Annotated in this window: 15 protein-coding genes and 1 pseudogene; 11 read left to right on the forward strand and 5 right to left on the reverse strand. The window is 61.5% G+C overall.

Going from position 1 to position 16099, the window contains the following annotated elements; all coding sequences use genetic code 11:
* Positions 1-8: 8 nt before the first annotated feature.
* Positions 9-707, reverse strand: coding sequence for a CoA transferase subunit A (locus tag BLP82_RS09660; RefSeq protein ID WP_060741476.1), 699 nt, complete (start codon positions 705-707; stop codon positions 9-11).
* Positions 708-943: 236 nt separating this feature from the next.
* Between BLP82_RS09660 and BLP82_RS09665 the strand changes: the two genes are divergently transcribed.
* The gene (locus tag BLP82_RS09665; protein ID WP_092167014.1) at positions 944-1846 is read left to right on the forward strand and encodes a LysR family transcriptional regulator; all 903 of its coding nucleotides are present in this window, start codon (positions 944-946) and stop codon (positions 1844-1846) included.
* A 27-nt stretch (positions 1847-1873) separates the two neighbouring features.
* Here the strand turns inward: BLP82_RS09665 and BLP82_RS09670 are convergent, their stop codons facing one another.
* Positions 1874-2713, reverse strand: a complete 840-nt coding sequence (locus tag BLP82_RS09670) for an NAD-dependent protein deacetylase (RefSeq protein ID WP_092167016.1) — start codon at positions 2711-2713, stop codon at positions 1874-1876.
* 225 nt (positions 2714-2938) lie between these two features.
* Between BLP82_RS09670 and BLP82_RS09675 the strand changes: the two genes are divergently transcribed.
* The 5 genes and pseudogenes from BLP82_RS09675 to BLP82_RS09695 all read left to right on the forward strand — a co-directional run bounded on the left by BLP82_RS09675 (position 2939) and on the right by BLP82_RS09695 (position 6813).
* Entirely contained in the window at positions 2939-3196 is a 258-nt protein-coding gene (locus BLP82_RS09675) for a hypothetical protein (RefSeq protein WP_060741479.1), read from the forward strand.
* 600 nt (positions 3197-3796) lie between these two features.
* Positions 3797-4174: a con-10 family general stress protein gene (locus BLP82_RS09685; protein WP_092167019.1), complete on the forward strand. Its 378-nt coding sequence runs from the start codon at positions 3797-3799 to the stop codon at positions 4172-4174.
* 269 nt (positions 4175-4443) lie between these two features.
* Positions 4444-4515 (forward strand): annotated as a pseudogene (locus tag BLP82_RS31965) (hypothetical protein); the annotation flags it as partial.
* Between the two features lie 161 nt (positions 4516-4676).
* Positions 4677-5606 carry a ZIP family metal transporter gene (locus BLP82_RS09690; RefSeq protein ID WP_092167021.1) on the forward strand — a complete coding sequence of 310 codons (930 nt, stop codon included), beginning with the start codon at positions 4677-4679 and terminating at the stop codon, positions 5604-5606.
* A gap of 187 nt (positions 5607-5793) precedes the next feature.
* Positions 5794-6813: a hypothetical protein gene (locus tag BLP82_RS09695; RefSeq protein WP_092167024.1), complete on the forward strand. Its 1020-nt coding sequence runs from the start codon at positions 5794-5796 to the stop codon at positions 6811-6813.
* 9 nt (positions 6814-6822) lie between these two features.
* Here BLP82_RS09695 and BLP82_RS09700 read toward each other — a convergent pair whose 3' ends face one another.
* The gene (locus BLP82_RS09700) at positions 6823-7017 is read right to left on the reverse strand and encodes a hypothetical protein (protein ID WP_053123348.1); all 195 of its coding nucleotides are present in this window, start codon (positions 7015-7017) and stop codon (positions 6823-6825) included.
* A 332-nt stretch (positions 7018-7349) separates the two neighbouring features.
* On the opposite strand from BLP82_RS09700, the gene glsB reads away from it, so the two are divergent.
* Positions 7350-8258, forward strand: a complete 909-nt coding sequence (gene glsB / locus BLP82_RS09705) for a glutaminase B (protein ID WP_060741483.1) — start codon at positions 7350-7352, stop codon at positions 8256-8258.
* A 62-nt stretch (positions 8259-8320) separates the two neighbouring features.
* On the opposite strand, the gene BLP82_RS09710 is transcribed toward glsB, so the two are convergent.
* Both BLP82_RS09710 and BLP82_RS09715 read right to left on the reverse strand, forming a co-directional pair.
* Positions 8321-8650 (reverse strand): hypothetical protein, encoded by a 330-nt coding sequence (locus BLP82_RS09710; RefSeq protein WP_060741484.1) that lies wholly within the window; start codon positions 8648-8650, stop codon positions 8321-8323.
* 691 nt (positions 8651-9341) lie between these two features.
* A complete protein-coding gene (locus tag BLP82_RS09715; protein WP_092167026.1) occupies positions 9342-11288 on the reverse strand; it encodes a DNA topoisomerase III in 1947 nt (648 codons plus the stop codon).
* 241 nt (positions 11289-11529) lie between these two features.
* On the opposite strand from BLP82_RS09715, the gene BLP82_RS09720 reads away from it, so the two are divergent.
* The 4 genes from BLP82_RS09720 (at position 11530) to BLP82_RS09735 (ending at position 16092) form a co-directional block, all read left to right on the forward strand.
* Positions 11530-11937 carry a response regulator gene (locus tag BLP82_RS09720; RefSeq protein ID WP_060741486.1) on the forward strand — a complete coding sequence of 136 codons (408 nt, stop codon included), beginning with the start codon at positions 11530-11532 and terminating at the stop codon, positions 11935-11937.
* A gap of 102 nt (positions 11938-12039) precedes the next feature.
* Complete coding sequence (locus BLP82_RS09725; RefSeq protein WP_060741487.1) at positions 12040-12561, forward strand: sigma-70 family RNA polymerase sigma factor; 522 nt, start codon at positions 12040-12042, stop codon at positions 12559-12561.
* Positions 12558-13517: a FecR domain-containing protein gene (locus BLP82_RS09730; RefSeq protein WP_092167029.1), complete on the forward strand. Its 960-nt coding sequence runs from the start codon at positions 12558-12560 to the stop codon at positions 13515-13517. The genes BLP82_RS09725 and BLP82_RS09730 overlap by 4 nt, the downstream gene beginning before the upstream one ends.
* 97 nt (positions 13518-13614) lie before the next feature.
* Entirely contained in the window at positions 13615-16092 is a 2478-nt protein-coding gene (locus BLP82_RS09735; protein ID WP_092167031.1) for a TonB-dependent siderophore receptor, read from the forward strand.
* The last annotated feature ends 7 nt before the right edge of the window (positions 16093-16099 follow it).

Genomic DNA, 16099 nt, shown 5'->3' on the forward strand with positions numbered 1-16099 from the left:
GCAGGGGATCACTTACGCACGGTGCGCTGTTCGATGCGTTTTTCGAACGTGCCGCAAATGACCCGGTCGACGTAGATGCCCGGGGTGTGGATCTGCGTCGGGTCCAGCTCGCCGGGTTCGACGATTTCTTCGACTTCCACCACGGTGATCTTGCCCGCCGTGGCGGCCAGCGGGTTGAAGTTCTGGGCGGTGTGACGATAGATCACGTTGCCGAAATGGTCGGCCTTCCAGCCTTTGACGATGGCGAAGTCGCCGGTGATGGATTCTTCCATCAGGTACTGGCGGCCGTGGAATTCACGCACTTCCTTGCCTTCGGCCACGGGCGTGCCAACGCCGGTGGCGGTGAAGAAGGCCGGGATGCCGGCGCCACCGGCGCGCATTTTTTCGGCGAGGGTGCCTTGGGGGGTGAGCACGACTTCGATTTCGCCGCTCAGCAGTTGCTGCTCGAACAGGGCGTTCTCGCCCACGTAGGAGGCGATCACCTTGCGGATCTGCCGGTCTTCCAACAGCACGCCGAGGCCGAAACCGTCGACGCCGCAGTTGTTGGACACCACGGTGAGGTCGCGGATGCCCTTGCGCTTGATCTCGGCGATCAGGTTTTCCGGAATACCGCACAGGCCGAAGCCGCCGGCGATGACGGTCATGCCGTCCTTCAAGCCTTCCAGCGCTTGCTCATAAGAACTCACGCGTTTGTCGAAACCTGCCATAGACACCTCTTTTATTCTTGATGGGGTCGCAATGAAATGCAGTGTTGCGCCAAGTCATATATTTGTTAAGTTGATTTTTAGGTTGGATTGATTGATAAAACTCAACAATTGCCTCCTTCTGTAGGTGCTGTCGAGTGCAACGAGGCTACGATCTTTCCAAAAACACTTGAATCCCAAGCAAAAGATCAAAAGATCGCAGCCTTCGGCAGCTCCTACCCCACCGGACACAAACACCCATGACCCTCAAGCAAATCCGCGCCTTCCTCGCCGTGGCCCAGAGCCTGAGCTTCGCTGTGGCCTGCGAGCGGCTGCACCTGTCCCAATCGGCCTTGAGCCTGACCATCAAGGCCTTGGAAGAGGGCCTCGGCGGTCGTTTGTTCAGCCGTAATACCCGCAACGTGGCGTTGACCCCGGAAGGAGAGTCCTTGCTGCCACTGGCCCGCCGGCTGGTGGCCGACTGGGACAACGCCGAGGACGAAATGCGCCAGCGCTTCACCTTGCAGCGCGGTCGCGTGACGCTGGCGGCGATGCCTTCGTTTGCCGGCAACCTGTTGCCGCCGATCCTCAAGACCTTCCGCGCCCGCTATCCGAATGTCAACGTCACGGTCAACGATGTGATCAACGAACAAGTGCTGGAAATGGTCCGTGATCGTCATGTTGAACTGGGTGTGGCGTTCGAGCCGATGCAGGGTTCGTCCCTGGCGTTCACGCCCTTGTACCTCGATCGCTTCGTCGCGGTGGTGCCGTTGGATTCAGCTTTTGCCCAGCGCGACGAAATCCACTGGGAAACCCTGCTGGAGCAGCCGTTCATCACGCTGCAACGACCCTCCACCGTACGGGTGATGCTGGAAGAGCATCTGCGAGCCCGGGGCATGAAGCTGCCGGTGGAGTTCGAGAGCCACCAGTTGGCGACCGTCGGCCGGATGGTCGCCAGTGGGCTGGGGGTCAGTGCCGTACCGGCATTGTGCGTCGGGCAGATGCATGAGCTGGGTGCCCGCTGCATCACCTTGAGTGACCCGGTGATCGAGCGAGCCATCGGGGTGCTGACCAAGCCGGGGCATGAACTGTCGGCGGCGGCGCAGGCGTTGTTCGATACGCTCAGGGATCAGGAGTTGGGTATGCAGTTGGCCGCAGGTTGACCCCGGCCACTGTGGGAGCGGGTGTTGCTAAAACGGGTGTTGTGTCAGCAATGGCAGTAATTGCTCACACGGCTCTTCAAGCTTGAGGTCCAGCAGCTCATCGGCCCGGGTCTTGCCTCGGTTGATCGCCAACAGCGGCTTGCCCTGGTCCTTGATGGCCCGGCACAGGCGAAACGCCGAATAGGCCATCAGCGACGAACCCACCACCAGCAGGCCTTCCGCTTGCTCGACGGCTTGCATGGCGCGGGTCGCGGTGAGGGGGGCGACGTTCTCGCCGAAAAATACCACGTCGGGTTTCAACCGCTCGCCGCCGCAATGGGGGCAATGGGGCACTTGAAAGCGCGCCTCGAACGCGGGGTCGAGCAGGGTGTCGCCATCGGGGGCCTGCACCGCATCGACACCGGCCAGATAAGGGTTTTCGGTTTCCATTAACCGTTGAATCTGCTGTCGCTCGCTGCGCTGGCCGCAATCCAGGCACAGCACGCGATGCAGGCTGCCGTGCAGTTCGATGACGTCCTGGCTGCCGGCCTGGTCGTGCAGGGTGTCGACATTCTGGGTAATCAAGCCGGTGATGCGTTGCTGCGCCTGCAACTCGGCCAAGGCTTCGTGAGCCACATTCGGCCTGGCCTGCCTGACCCGCGGCCAGCCCAGCATCGCCCTTGCCCAATAGCGCCGTCGTGCCTCGGGCTGGGCGAGGAACTCCTGGTACATCATCGGTTGTCGACCCCGACGGACCCCGTCGCTGTCGCGGTAGTCGGGGATGCCCGAAGGGGTACTGATGCCGGCGCCGGTGAGCACCAGGAAGCGGCGCCCGGCGGTGTACGCCAGTAACTGATCGATGGGTGCCTGGTGAAGGTCTTCGGGCATGGGAGGTGTCTGCGCTGGCCTTGGGCCGTTGAGGTTACCACTTGGATCGAGTCGACGCCTTTCGTCGCCCTGGGGCTGGTTTGTTCAAACTTTCCCCCGTGCCGCGCTATCCACTTTTATGTGCGGTACTTCAGAACCCCCGTATACCGAAGCCAAGCGCTGAGCAGCAAAGAGCGGCCGGTCCTGGGGGGCGACCGCTCCTGAAACTGCCGAGAGAGGAAACGTATGAAGCGGACCAAGGGTGAAGTACGGGCCATCAATCGAGAGAGTTCAATGGTGGGTGTGTACGTGAAGCAAGAGGACCGCCATACGGTGCTGAAGCTGAGTTCAGCCAGTGACATCGATATTGGCGACATCCTGGCGTGGGACAGTGGTACGGCCTTGGGTACCCAGTCCTATCACAACCTGACCAAGGGCTGGACTGCCGATGTGTATGTGGCCAACCACGGTGTTGCGGCGGCGAACCTTGATGTCCAGTTGTGACGACGCCTTCAGCCCGTGACCTCGGGAGAAAGAGCATGAGCAAATTAAAGTGCGGTTGCCCTGATTGCCAAGGCGAGATGGATCCGCAACGGATGTTCAACCACTAATCCGGGTATCGGCGACAGGGTATCCGGACGCCGCAAGCCGGTCAGTGCGGTGGTGCAGGACAACGCCGGCAGCCCGCGAGTTTTGGCTTCCTGGAACGGCGCGAGGCCAGGTGACGAGACCGGTGCAATGGGGTGCCGGCGTTGCTTGGCCTTTGGCGGACAGCGTGGAAAGACACGCACTGTTTTTAATGTTGAAGCGAGGCAGTTGTGGGAGCGAGATTGCTCGCGATAGCGTCGGATCAGCCTGCATTGATATGACTGACACACCGCCATCGCGAGCAAGCTCGCCCCACAGGACTGTCACTGGATGAAGTTTCGGTCTCGGCCTGTTTAATAGCCTGTTGCACTAAAGACCACGGCAGCGGCGATATGAATTGAGCATTGACCACTCGTCGCCGTTTGCCGCGTTTCCTTCAAACCTTGGCGGCGTCATGTTTTCCGAATAAGACGAGTCAGCAAGGCTCGTGGATATCAACTAAACGAGGTGAATGAAATGGCTAACACAGGTAATAACAACCCTGGCAATTTCGCTAACGATCGTGAGAAGGCATCGGAAGCCGGGAAAAAAGGTGGCCAGGCGTCGGGTGGCAACTTCGCCAATAATCCTGAGCGCGCCTCCGAGGCTGGACGCAAGGGTGGCCAAGCGTCAGGCGGCAATTTTGCCAACGACCCGCAACGCGCCGCTGAAGCCGGTCGCAAAGGCGGGCAAGCATCGGGGGGTAACTTTGCCAACGACCCTGAGCGGGCTTCGGAAGCCGGCCGCAAAGGTGGCCAGGCGTCGGGCGGCAACGTTGCCAATGACCGGGAAAAAGCCTCCGGGGCCGGCAGGAAAGGGGCTGAAAAAAGCCATGGCGGCGGTCGTAAATCGTAATGTCCCGTGGTCTCGCAGGTCCCGTGCCGTTGGCATGGGACCTGGTCCGGCCGTGATATTAAAAGTCGGGTACTGATGCCCGGCTTTACGGGTGTATTGATTGTTTAAAGATAAGCGGGTGAGCCAGAGTTGCAATTAACCACTGGTCTTCTGTCTTGAATAAAACTAAATGTTTAACTTCGTCAGACTTTCAGGGGATTGCCGTCGACGGAGTTCTCATGACGTGCGCCTGAGCGAGGCGTTCAATCATGTTTCCACATGACAAATGATTGCCGTACACCGTGCGTGTCGCTGAGCCTGATCCTGGACTTGCCGACCTGCTGCTCGATCCATCTGATGGCTGAAGGCGCGGACGATGTCCGACCCTGAAAGCGATCCCACTACGGGCGCCGACTTGGGTTCGAGGATGCAAGGTGACAAACTGTAAACCGATGGCGGGGGAGGCGACTCCCACGCCCGGTATTCCAAGCCATGACACGGCCAAGACTCCTAAGGACATTCGATGGACCAGCCCACCTCCCGGATTCGATCGCCCTGGCGCACCTGGCTGAACCCCGTGCAAGAGAACTGGCTGCTGGGGGTCACGTTCTGGCTCGGGCTTGCGTTGGTGGCCGCTTTGTTGCTCTACAGTGGCTACAACGCCCTGGTTGGCGCCAATCGTCAAAACCTGGGCTATGCCGTGCTGGGCGGTACATCGGGTTTTGCCGCCACCGCCCTGGGGGCGTTGATGGCGGTGGTGTTGCGGGATATCTCGTCGCGTACCCAAGACATCATGCTGGGGTTTGCCGCCGGCATGATGCTCGCCGCCAGTTCCTTCTCATTGATCCTGCCGGGCATCGAAGCGGCACAGGTCATCTGCGGCAATCAGTTGCTCGCCGCGTTTGTCGTCGTGGTTGGCCTGGGCTTGGGTGTCGCCCTGATGATCGGCCTGGACCGCTTCGTGCCCCACGAACACCAGTTGAGTGGGCGGCGCGGTCCCGAGGTCGAGCGCATTAACCGTGTGTGGCTGTTCGTGCTCGCCATCACCTTGCACAACTTGCCGGAAGGCATGGCCATCGGCGTCAGTTTTGCCGACGGCGACTTCAAGGTCGGCCTGCCCCTGACCACCGCCATTGCCATCCAGGACATCCCCGAGGGCCTGGCCATTGCCATGGCGCTGCGCGTTACCGGTATCAGCACTTTGCGTGCTGCGCTCATCGCGGTCGGTTCGGGGCTGATGGAGCCCCTGGGGGCGGTGATCGGCCTGGGCATGTCGTCGGGCGTGGCTGTCGCGTATCCCATCAGCCTGGGGCTGGCGGCGGGGGCGATGATTTTCGTGGTCTCCCACGAGGTGATTCCCGAGACCCATCGCAATGGCCATGAAACCCCGGCCACCCTGGGGTTGATGATGGGCTTTGCGGTGATGATGTTTCTCGACACGGCATTGGGTTGAAAGACTCACCGACACCCTGCGCCAACGTTTCGGCAAATGTCTGGAACATCCGGAGTTTCCCCCGGGTCGGTGTTGATGACATGGCGCCACTCCCGGTTTGATCACCCTATGTGCTCAAGGCCGGGTGGGTTGAATTGGCGATGTATACTCAACCCCGTGGATGACATGAATCCGGGGTGGCGCGATCGTGCTGCGTTCGCTGATGTTGGCCGTTGTGCTCGTTCTGGCGGGGTGTGCCACGCCCCAGCGCGGTCAACAGGCCACCCCGGTGGCGATTTCCCAGGACACTTGGCGACAGGTGGACCAGCAGCTCATCGCAGCCTCGAAAGGCGCCGTCGAACAGGCGGCACTCTACGCCCGCGGGTCGATGGAGCATTGGCGCACGTTGGTCTATGAGCGCACCGAGGTTGAATTCATCCCCTGGTTCAGCAGCTATTGGACCCAGGAGTGGCTGGCGGTGAAGGTCAGTTGGTACGCCGCCAGCGCCGAGGGCGAGACGGATTCCTCGGCCAGGCGCCTGGCGGTTTACCTGCAGGAAAAATATCGCGAGCAGGTGCTGGAACCGGTGGCGGTGGAAATCGATCCCGAGGCGATCAGAGCCAACGCCATAGGCTACTATCTGCGCCAGCTCAATCAGCAGGTCCAGGTCATCGCCCTGCGGCATCGCATCCCGAACGAACTGATGAACCGACGCCTGCATGGCATCCCGGCCATCCGCCTCGGCCCGCCCGCGGCGCGTGACGCTTCGTTGTACGAGGTGGTCCACACCGAACCGTTGAACACCCTGCCGGCCTATGCGGCCCTGATCGATCACGCCAACAAGGCTGCAACCACAGGTGCCGGCCCCTCGGAGGCGGTGATCGCCACGGTGGCGCAACGCACCAGCGAAAAAATCGAGGCCCAGTTCGCCACGCGTGGGGCAACCGGTGCGGCGGCGGCCGTGGCCGGGAAGGCGGCGGGGGCGTTGATCTCGGTGGGCGTGGCGGGCATTCGCGCGATCATCCACGAGGGCGAGCGGCCGGAAATGGAGGCGCAAATCCGCAAAAGCCTGAACGCTGCGTTCGACGAGGCGTGGTTCAAGTCACTCAAGCATCCCCTCAGCGGGGTGATGGCACCGGTGTACTACCTGGACGAGGAAATAGAAGGCAACCTGGTGGAGGCGGACCTGGCCAATCGAGCGGTGGCATTGCCGGACATCAAGCCGTGACGGGCCGGTTCATTCTGATCCGAGGGTGACGCGACAACCCTTGCGATGGCGGATCTGCTCGTCCGATGGGCGTTCCTTGATGAACTCGAAGCGCGGCTCGCCTTCGCTGTAGATCACCAGCCATCCCCATTCCAGTTCGCTTTCATCCTGCCCGGGCTGGGGCGGCGAGGCCCACCAGGGTTCTTTTTGCATGATCTGACGCATCGTCTACTCCTGCCGATTGATCCTTTGAACTATAGACCGCTCGATTTCGCGATAAGCGCTGGTGAAAGCCCATGAAACTTATGTGGCAGGTGGAGTCCTTGTGGCGAGGGGATTTATCCCCGCGGGGTTGCGCAGCGACCTCTCGAGGGCTGGTTGCGTTAAGTCTGTTAGACCCTTAGTGACAGCTCCAGGGGGCCGCTGCGCAGCCCAGCGGGGATAAATCCCCTCGCCACAGGACCTTGTTTGATGGGGCAGTGTGCTCTGACCCCGCCCACCAGCGTCTAGCGTCTGTATCCCCGCACTCGAACGGGGAATGACTGGACCCCGCGCATATGCAAGCACTGTTGAACGAGATCCTCGATGCGGTTCGCCCCCTGATCGGTCAGGGCAAGGTCGCCGATTACATTCCTGCCCTGGGCACCGTGGTGCCCAACCAGTTGGGTATTGCCGTGTATGGCAATGATGGCGAGTTGTACTGTGCCGGCGACGCCGAAACAGCGTTTTCGGTGCAGAGTATTTCCAAGGTGTTCAGCCTGGTGCAGGCCATCGGGCATTCCGGCGAAGCGATCTGGGAGCGCCTGGGTCACGAGCCATCCGGCCAGCCCTTCAACTCCCTGGTACAACTGGAGTTCGAGCGCGGCCGGCCGCGCAACCCGTTCATCAATGCCGGCGCGTTGGTGATTTGCGATATCAACCAGTCGCGTTTCGCCGCGCCGGCGCTGTCGATGCGCGATTTTGTGCGCCGCCTGTCGGGTAACCCACAGGTGATGGTGGACGGCAAGGTCGCCGAGTCGGAATACCAGCACCGCGCTCGCAACGCAGCGATGGCGTACCTGATGCAATCGTTCGGCAACTTCCATAACGACGTGGAAGCGGTGCTGCGCAGTTATTTCAGCCATTGTGCCTTGCGGATGAGTTGCATCGATCTGGCGCGGGCATTCTGCTTCCTGGCCAACGACGGTTTCTGCAAACACAGCGGCGAACAGATCCTCAGCGCCCGGCAGACCCAACAGGTCAATTCCATCATGGCCACCAGCGGCCTTTACGATGAGGCCGGCAACTTCGCTTATCGCGTCGGCCTGCCGGGCAAGAGTGGTGTCGGTGGTGGGATTGTCGCCGTGGTGCCGGGGCGCTTCACCGTATGCGTCTGGTCGCCTGAACTCAACGCCGCCGGCAACTCCCTGGCCGGCATGGCGGCGCTGGAGTTGATGAGCCAGCGGATTGGCTGGTCGGTGTTCTAGTTTCCTGCCGCATAAAAAAGGGCCCGCTCCTGATTCAGGAGCGGGCCCTTTTGTTAGGGGGATCAGCAGAGGCGGTCGATGACCCGGACCTCGGAAGTGTTCTGCATCGACTGCCAGGCCTGGGTTAGCGTTTGCAGCACGCGGCCCATGAAGTCTTTGTCAGCCGCGGCCTTCTTGCCGACGTAGCCCTGGCCGCGGCGGTACATCTTCAGCCGGGCACACAGTTCTTGCGTGTTCTTTTCGAACTCGTCTTCTTGGGTGTAGGGCGACAGGCAGTCCATATGGACCTGGCCAGTCTTGCTGATCCACAGGATATGGCTGTCGAGCGTGTCTTTGTGCGCTGCGAACATGCGAGCCAGTTCATCAATAGATGGTTGATTATTCAGATTCATGTGTAAGCCCCTTGACCATTTGGTTGATCTGTCTGGTGGTTCGCAAAAACTTCGCTTCTCGGTAAGTGCCTGCCTGCTACCGAAACCAGGCCGTCAGCGTTCGTCCGTCGAACTTCGACGGGGTCGTGCATCGGTTGTGTAGTGTTATCGAAGGGCTGCTACGCAAATGCGCTACAACGAAGAGAAACAGCGAAGAATCATCAGGCAGTGTCAACTTTCGAGGGTCGACCACGCGCGTCATGAGGATCTTCGCCGACGTTTCTCGTCCTTGTTACCGGACGGTCATGCCAGGTCAGCACCTTCAATCTGCCTTGTGGGCAGTCCCTTATCCAAAAAACAGCTCGGCGGTCAGACGAGCTTGCTCAAACAGTTGCCTGTACTCCCGATCGGGGAGACGTCTGCATCATGCAAGGGCAAATCGGAGGCGTCAACGGTTTTGTAGTGATTATTTTTGGTCACTACATATTGTCGGACAAAATGGTTTGGATATGAAAAATGGCAGAGAAGCTTGGCTGTGTTTTCTGTGGCGAGGGGATTTATCCCCGCTGGGGCGCGAAGCGGCCCGAATGGTTGGTGAGGTTATCCTGAGACACAGAGGCGTATGGCTTGGGTTGCTTCGCAACCCAGCGGGGATAAATCCCCTCGCCACAGGTTCTGTGTTTGCCAGATCACCTGATTGACGCTGACAGGCTCATGTCGCCTTGGCCTTGCTCGCCTTGCGCGGTGCGCCGCCGGTCTTGCGCTTGGCTGGCTTGCGTTTGTTTTTCCATGGCGCTGCGCCACGCCCGGCGGGGCTGGCCGGGCCGCTGATGGTCAGGTTCATGCCCTGGCAGCGGGCGACGTGCTTGCTCATCCAGGCGGCTTGCCGGGTCACGAATTCTTCCAGGCTCATTTCTCCGCTTTGCACCATGTCCAGGGCCTGCTCCCAGATGGCGGTGGTGCCCGGGTCGGCGATGGCCCGGGGCACGGCGTCGATGAGGCTGAAGGCCGCCGGTGTGGCGGACAGGGCCTTGCCATTCTTCACCAGGTAACCGCGGTCGAGTAGCCCCTGGATGATCGAGGCTCGGGTCGCTTCGGTGCCGATGCCCGTGGTGTCCTTGAGCTTCTGTTTGAGCAACGGGTCTTCCACCAGTTTGGCGACGTTCTTCATCGCCTTGATCAGGTCGCCTTCAGTGAAGGGCTTGGGCGGCTGGGTCCATAGGTCCTTGGGTTTCACCTCGTCCACCGTGCAATCGCGACCTTCGGCCAGTGCCGGCAAGGTTTGCGGTGCCGGTGCTTCACGGCCCTTTGCCGGCGCCAATGCTTCGGGCAGGGCGCGTTTCCAGCCGGGTTCGACGATCTGCTTGCCCACGGCACGCAGCGCCTGGCCGGCACAGTGGAAGTCGGCCTGGGTCCGGTCGTATTCGTGGTTGGGCAGGAACTGCGCCAGGTAGCGCGCGCGAATCAACGTATAGACCGCACGCTGCTTGCCGGCGAGTTTGTCGAGGTTCCTGGCGGCGGCGGTGGGAATGATGCCGTGGTGGGCACTGACCTTGGCGTCGTTCCAGGCCCGGGATTTGCGCTGCGGTTGCAAATGCTCACGCAGCGGCGCGAGGCTCGGGTCGGCCTGGGCGAGGGCGGCCAGGATGGCCGGTGCTTCGCTGTGCTGGCTCGAGGGCAGGAAACCGCAATCGCTGCGGGGGTAGGTGATGAGCTTGTAGGTCTCGTAGAGCGACTGGGCAATGTCCAGGGTTTCCTGGGCGCCGAGGCCGAGTTTCTTCGAGCAGACTTCCTGCAGGGTACCCAGGTCGAAGGGCAACGGCGCCGCTTCGCGCAGGCGCTCGGTACGCACCTTCAGTGTCCGGGCGGTGGCTGCGTTGCCCATGGCCTGGGCCGCGTCTCGGGCCAGGGCCTGGTTCAGGCAGCGTTCCTGGTCGTCGCAGGCATCCGGGTCGGCGTGCCACTGGGCGGTGAACGCCGTGCCTTCATGGCTGAGCTGCACATCGATGGCCCAATAGGCGACCGGCACGAAGTTGGCGATGCTGCGGTCGCGGTCCACCACCAGTCGCAGCGTCGGTGTCTGCACGCGGCCTACCGGCAACACGCCCTGGTAGCCGGACTGGCGCCCCAGCAGGGTGAACAGGCGACTCATGTTCATGCCGATCAGCCAGTCGGCCCGGGAGCGACCCAGGGCCGAGTGATACAGGTTGAAGGTTTCGACGCCCGGCTTGAGGGCGGCCAGGGCCTTGCGGATCGACGCTTCGTCCAGGGCGGACAGCCATAGCCGGCGGATCGGTCCGCGATACCGGCAATGCTCCACCAGCTCCCGGGCGATCATTTCGCCTTCGCGGTCGGCGTCGGTGGCGATCACCAGTTCCTTCGCTTCCCCCAACAGGCGCTTGACCGCCTTGTACTGGCTGGCGGTTTTCGGTTTGACGGTCATTTTCCATTGCGCGGGCACGATGGGCAGGTCGGCCAGGACCCAGCGCTTGTAGCGCGCGTCGTAGGCGTCGGGTGGGGCGGTTTCCAGCAGATGACCGATGCACCAAGTGACCGTCACGCCAGGACCCAGCCAGCAACCGTCGCCACGGCGCGTGGCACCGAGCACCGCGGCGATGTCCTTGGCCTGGGACGGCTTTTCACACAGGTACAGCTGCATAGCGCCCTTTTCCTGAGCAGATTTCATGGGGCTGTAGCATGGTCATGGATGCGCACAAGGGCAAGTTTTATCTGTATGGATATACAGATAAAAGCGTTGCGCTGCGTTGCCAAGGGGGGGCTGGCGCGACATTCGGCGGCCTGTCGGCATGCAGAATGAATTTCTCGCAGGGGTATGGCTCATAACTTCAAGGCGGTTGAAACCGCAAAGAAGGTTTATGAGGTCAAGGAGAGTCACTTTCATGAATTCGATGCCAAATGGCAATGGCCAGGCGACTACACGTTTGATTCTCGTGGTGGAAGATGATCCAACTATCCTGGAGTTTCTCTGTGAAATCCTCGAGGAAGAAGGATTTGTCGTGGAGCCTCAGAAAAGCGCTGACGATGCCTTGGAGTTCCTCGAAAGGAGCGCCCATTTCGTCGATCTGTTGCTCACCGACATCACCATGCCCGGCAAGATCGACGGTGCTGACCTGGCCAACCTGACCGGAGACCGCTGGCCGCAGATCCCGCTGTTGATCATGTCCGGCTTCGAAACGCCGGAAAGCGCCGGGATCAAGCACCACGCGTCGTTCATCGCCAAGCCCTGGGCCCTGGGCCAGATGCTGGATCTGGTGGAGAGCACGGTGAAAAATCACGCGATGCACTGAGTGATCCCAGAGGATGGCGGCGGCCAGGCACGTTTGGGTTGCAAGCGGCGATGGGCTCCATGACAATGCGATTCATTATCAGTCGCGAATTATTCCATTGCCATGCCCGCCAACGATCTGTCCTTACGCAGTGCTGTCGACGTTCTGTACAGTGATCATCACAATTGGCTCCAGGGCTGGTTGCGCAAGCGCTTGGGCAACACGTTCGATGCCGCCGACCTGACCCAGGATACGTTTGTGCGAGTCATCAAGGCGCGCACCGCGCTGGATATCCGCGAGCCGCGACCGTACCTGTCGATGATCGCCAAAGGGCTGTTGATCGACCTGTTTCGCCGGCGCTCGCTGGAGCAGTCCTATCTCGAAGCCTTGGCCGCCATGCCGCAAGAGCAGCACCCCTCGCTGGAAGAGCAGGCGATCCTGCTCCAGGCCCTGATGGAGATCGACCGTCTGCTCCTGGGGCTGGGGCCGCGCGTCAGGCAGGCGTTTATCCTGTCGCAGTTCGATGGCCTGACGTACCCGCAAATTGCCGAGCGCCTGGGTGTCAGCGTCCGCACGGTCAACAATCACATGGCCAAGGCCATGGAACATTGCTGCCTGATGCAAATTCAATTGCAGCTTTCATGAACCTGCCCCCCGACGAGTTGCAAGCCATTCGTGTGGCGGCGCGCTGGTACGCCCGTCTGCATTCCGGTATTGCGACCGACGCGGACCGGGCCGATTGGCGCGCCTGGCTGGCCGCCGACCCATTGCACAACCAGGCCTGGCAGCGCATGGCCGCGGTGGCCGAGCAGATGGCGAGCGTGCCGGGCGCCTTGGCGGCACCGACCTTGAGCGACACCCACCAGCGATCCCGGCGCCAGGTGTTGCGCAGCGCCTTGCTGCTGACGTCCGCCGGCGGCCTGGGCTGGCTGGGCTGGCGCAGCCCGGCAACCCAGAACCTGTTTTGTGATTACCGCACCGCGGTGGGCGAGCGTCGCGCGTTCCAGCTGGCCGATGGCAGCACGGTCCTGCTCAACACCGACACCTCGATCAATGTTCGTTTCGATGGACAGCAGCGGCGACTGGAGCTGTTGCGGGGGGAGGTGCTCGTGACGACAGCGGTCGATCCCCTGCGACGTCCGTTCAAGGTAATCACGGGGTCGGCCGAGGTGCTGGCGCTGGGCACGCGGTTTATCGTCCGCAGCCAGGCGCGGGGCGGCGAAGTGGCGGTGCTGGAGAAAGCGGTCGAGGTGAGCCTGTTGGCAAGTGGATCAAGGATGCGGGTCGAAGCCGGCCAGCGCCTGGGTTTCAACGAGCGGTCGTTGGGGACGCTGCGCGGCAACGATGTGTCGGTCGGTGCCTGGCAGAAGGGAAGCATCATCGCCATTGACCGCCCTCTGGCGGCGCTGCTGGAGGAACTGTCGCGCTATCGACCCGGTGTGCTGCGTTGGGATCCGGCGATTGGCGACTTGAAGGTTTCCGGTGTGTTTCCCATCGACAACACCGATCTCGCCCTGGCCGCGCTGGAAAGTGGCTTTTCGTTGCGAGTGACTCGCTACAGCCGATTCTGGGTCCAGGTCTCCGCTGGCCATCGGCGGTAATGCTACGCAATAAAAAAAATCAGCCCCTGCACTTTTCGTCCCCATCGTTCGGCTCTTCCTCAGTGAGTTTTTATCGACCGTTTTGGGGAGGGGAAATATGACGTGGGTGAGCGCGCCAGGGCGCCTGGTGTTTGCAGTGAAAATCGGCTTGCTGGCGGTCACGACCGCTGGCGCCACGGCCGTGAACGCCAGCCCGGTTCCAGCGGCTGCGGCGCAGCAGCGCGCAGTGCAGGCCTACGATATCGGCGCCGGTCGCCTGGTGGATGTGCTGACCCGTTTCTCCAGCGCCGCCGGCGTCGCCATTTCGTTTGAGGCCCGGCAACTCGGGGACTTGCAATCCCCCGGCCTGAAGGGGACTTTCGGCGTGGGCGATGGCTTTGCCCGCATTCTTGGCGGCAGTGGCCTGCAAGCCGCCCTCCAGGCCAACGGCACGTACGTGCTGCGCCCCGCGCCGGTCAGCGGTTCGGCATTGGAATTGGACGCCACCACCATCGAGGCACAGCGGCTCGGGGCGACCACCGAGGACAGTCACTCCTACACGACGGGGGCGGTCACCATTGGCAAGGGTGAGCACTCCCTGCGCGAAACGCCGCAATCGGTGACGGTGATCACCCGCAAGATGCTCGATGACCAGAACCTCAATACCATCGATCAAGTCATGGAAAAGACCCCTGGCATTACCGTCTACGACTCGACCATGGGCGGCAAGTATTTCTATTCCCGCGGGTTCCGCATGTCTGGCCAATATCAATACGACGGCGTTCCGCTGGACATGGGCAACAGTTATGTCCAGGCCGACAGTTTCAGCAGCGACATGGCCTATTACGACCGTGTCGAAGTGCTGCGCGGTGCCGCCGGGATGATGAAGGGGGCGGGCGGCACGTCCGGCGGCGTCAACTTCGTTCGTAAGCGCGGCCAGGCCACGACGCAGACCGAGCTCAGCCTGTCCGGGGGAACCTGGGACAATTACCGTGGGCAGGTCGATACCGGTGGTCCGTTGAATGACGCCGGCACCGTGCGGGGCAGGGCGGTGATCGCCGAGCAGAGCCGGCACTATTTCTACGATGATGCCCGGCGCAAGGACCAGATCTACTACGGCGCCCTGGACTTCGACCTGTCGCCCGACACGACGCTCGGCCTGGGCGTTGCCTATGAGGACGTCGATGCAAGTCCCTGCTGGGGCGGGCTTCCGCGCTACCGGGACGGCAGCGATCTGAAACTCAGCCGTTCCACTTGCCTGGACCCCTCGTGGAACACCTGGCGCAGCCAGCGGACCACGGTGTTCGGCGATCTCAAGCATCAGCTCAACGACGACTGGGCCGTGAAAGTCGCCAGTGTCTATACGAAAAATACCCAGGACATCAAATACGCGTTTGCATCGGGCTCGGTGGCGCCAGGCACCTCGACCACCAACATGCTGGGCAGCATGTATGACTATGACCAGGTCGATTACGGCCTTGACGCCTACCTGGACGGCAAGTTCGACGCCCTGGGGCAGCAACATGAGTTGATCGTCGGTTTCAACGCCAGTCGTTCGGACAAGGACGACTTCTTCTCCGTTGCATTGCTGCCACAGAAGCAGAACGTATTCGATCCGGATCGCCATATCCCCGAACCGGACGACAGTTACTTCATCGAAAACTCGACGCGGGGAGGTCCGGTCAAGACCGTGACCGAGCAGCAAGGCATGTATTCGACCCTGCGGCTGAAACTGGCAGACCCCTTGACGTTTGTCGTCGGTAGCCGGGTGAGTTGGTACAACTCCAAGACCGATTCGGTGTTCCTCACGGGCGGTACGGAGCACGCCAAGAGCACGGAGACGGGGCAAGTCACGCCGTTTGCCGCCGTGTTGCTGGACCTCAATGAGCACCTGACGGCCTACGCCAGCTATTCGGATATCTTCACGCCCCAGGGCAACTACCGCTCCGAAAGCGGCTCGGCACTCAAGCCCCTGGTGGGCGAGAGTTATGAGCTGGGGATCAAGGGCGAGTGGTTCGAGGGACGCCTGAACAGCGCCTTCAACCTGTTTCGCACGCTGCAGAAAGACCAGGCCCAGACTGACTACAACTCCAGTTGTGCGTCCTCGGACGGGTACTGCTACGAGAACGCTGGCAAGGTACGCGCCCAGGGTTTCGAAGCCGAGATCAGCGGTGAAGTCATCGAGCGCCTGCAACTGCTGGCCGGCTACACCTACACCCAGACCAAGACCCTCGACGACATTGACACCAGCCTCAACGGCGGCTCATTCAACAGCTACGTGCCGCGCCATGTGCTGCGCCTGTGGAGCGATTATGCCCTCGGCGGGGCGCTCGAACGGTTCAGTGTCGGTGCCGGGGTCAATGCCCAGAGCGACAATTTCCGCGTATCGCCGGCGACGGGCAAGAAGATCACCCAGGCCGGTTATGCCGTGTGGAACGGCCGCGTTGGCTACCGCATCGATGACACCTGGTCGGTGGCCCTCAATGGCAACAACCTGTTCGACAAGCGCTACTACACCACCATCGGCACTGAGAGCTTCGGTAACTACTACGGTGAGCCGCGCAACTTCACGATGACCTTGAAGGGGCGTTTCTGAACCGGTG

The sequence above is a fragment of the Pseudomonas sp. NFACC37-1 genome (assembly GCF_900101575.1).
GTDB classification, from domain to species: Bacteria; Pseudomonadota; Gammaproteobacteria; order Pseudomonadales; family Pseudomonadaceae; genus Aquipseudomonas; species Aquipseudomonas fluorescens_AA.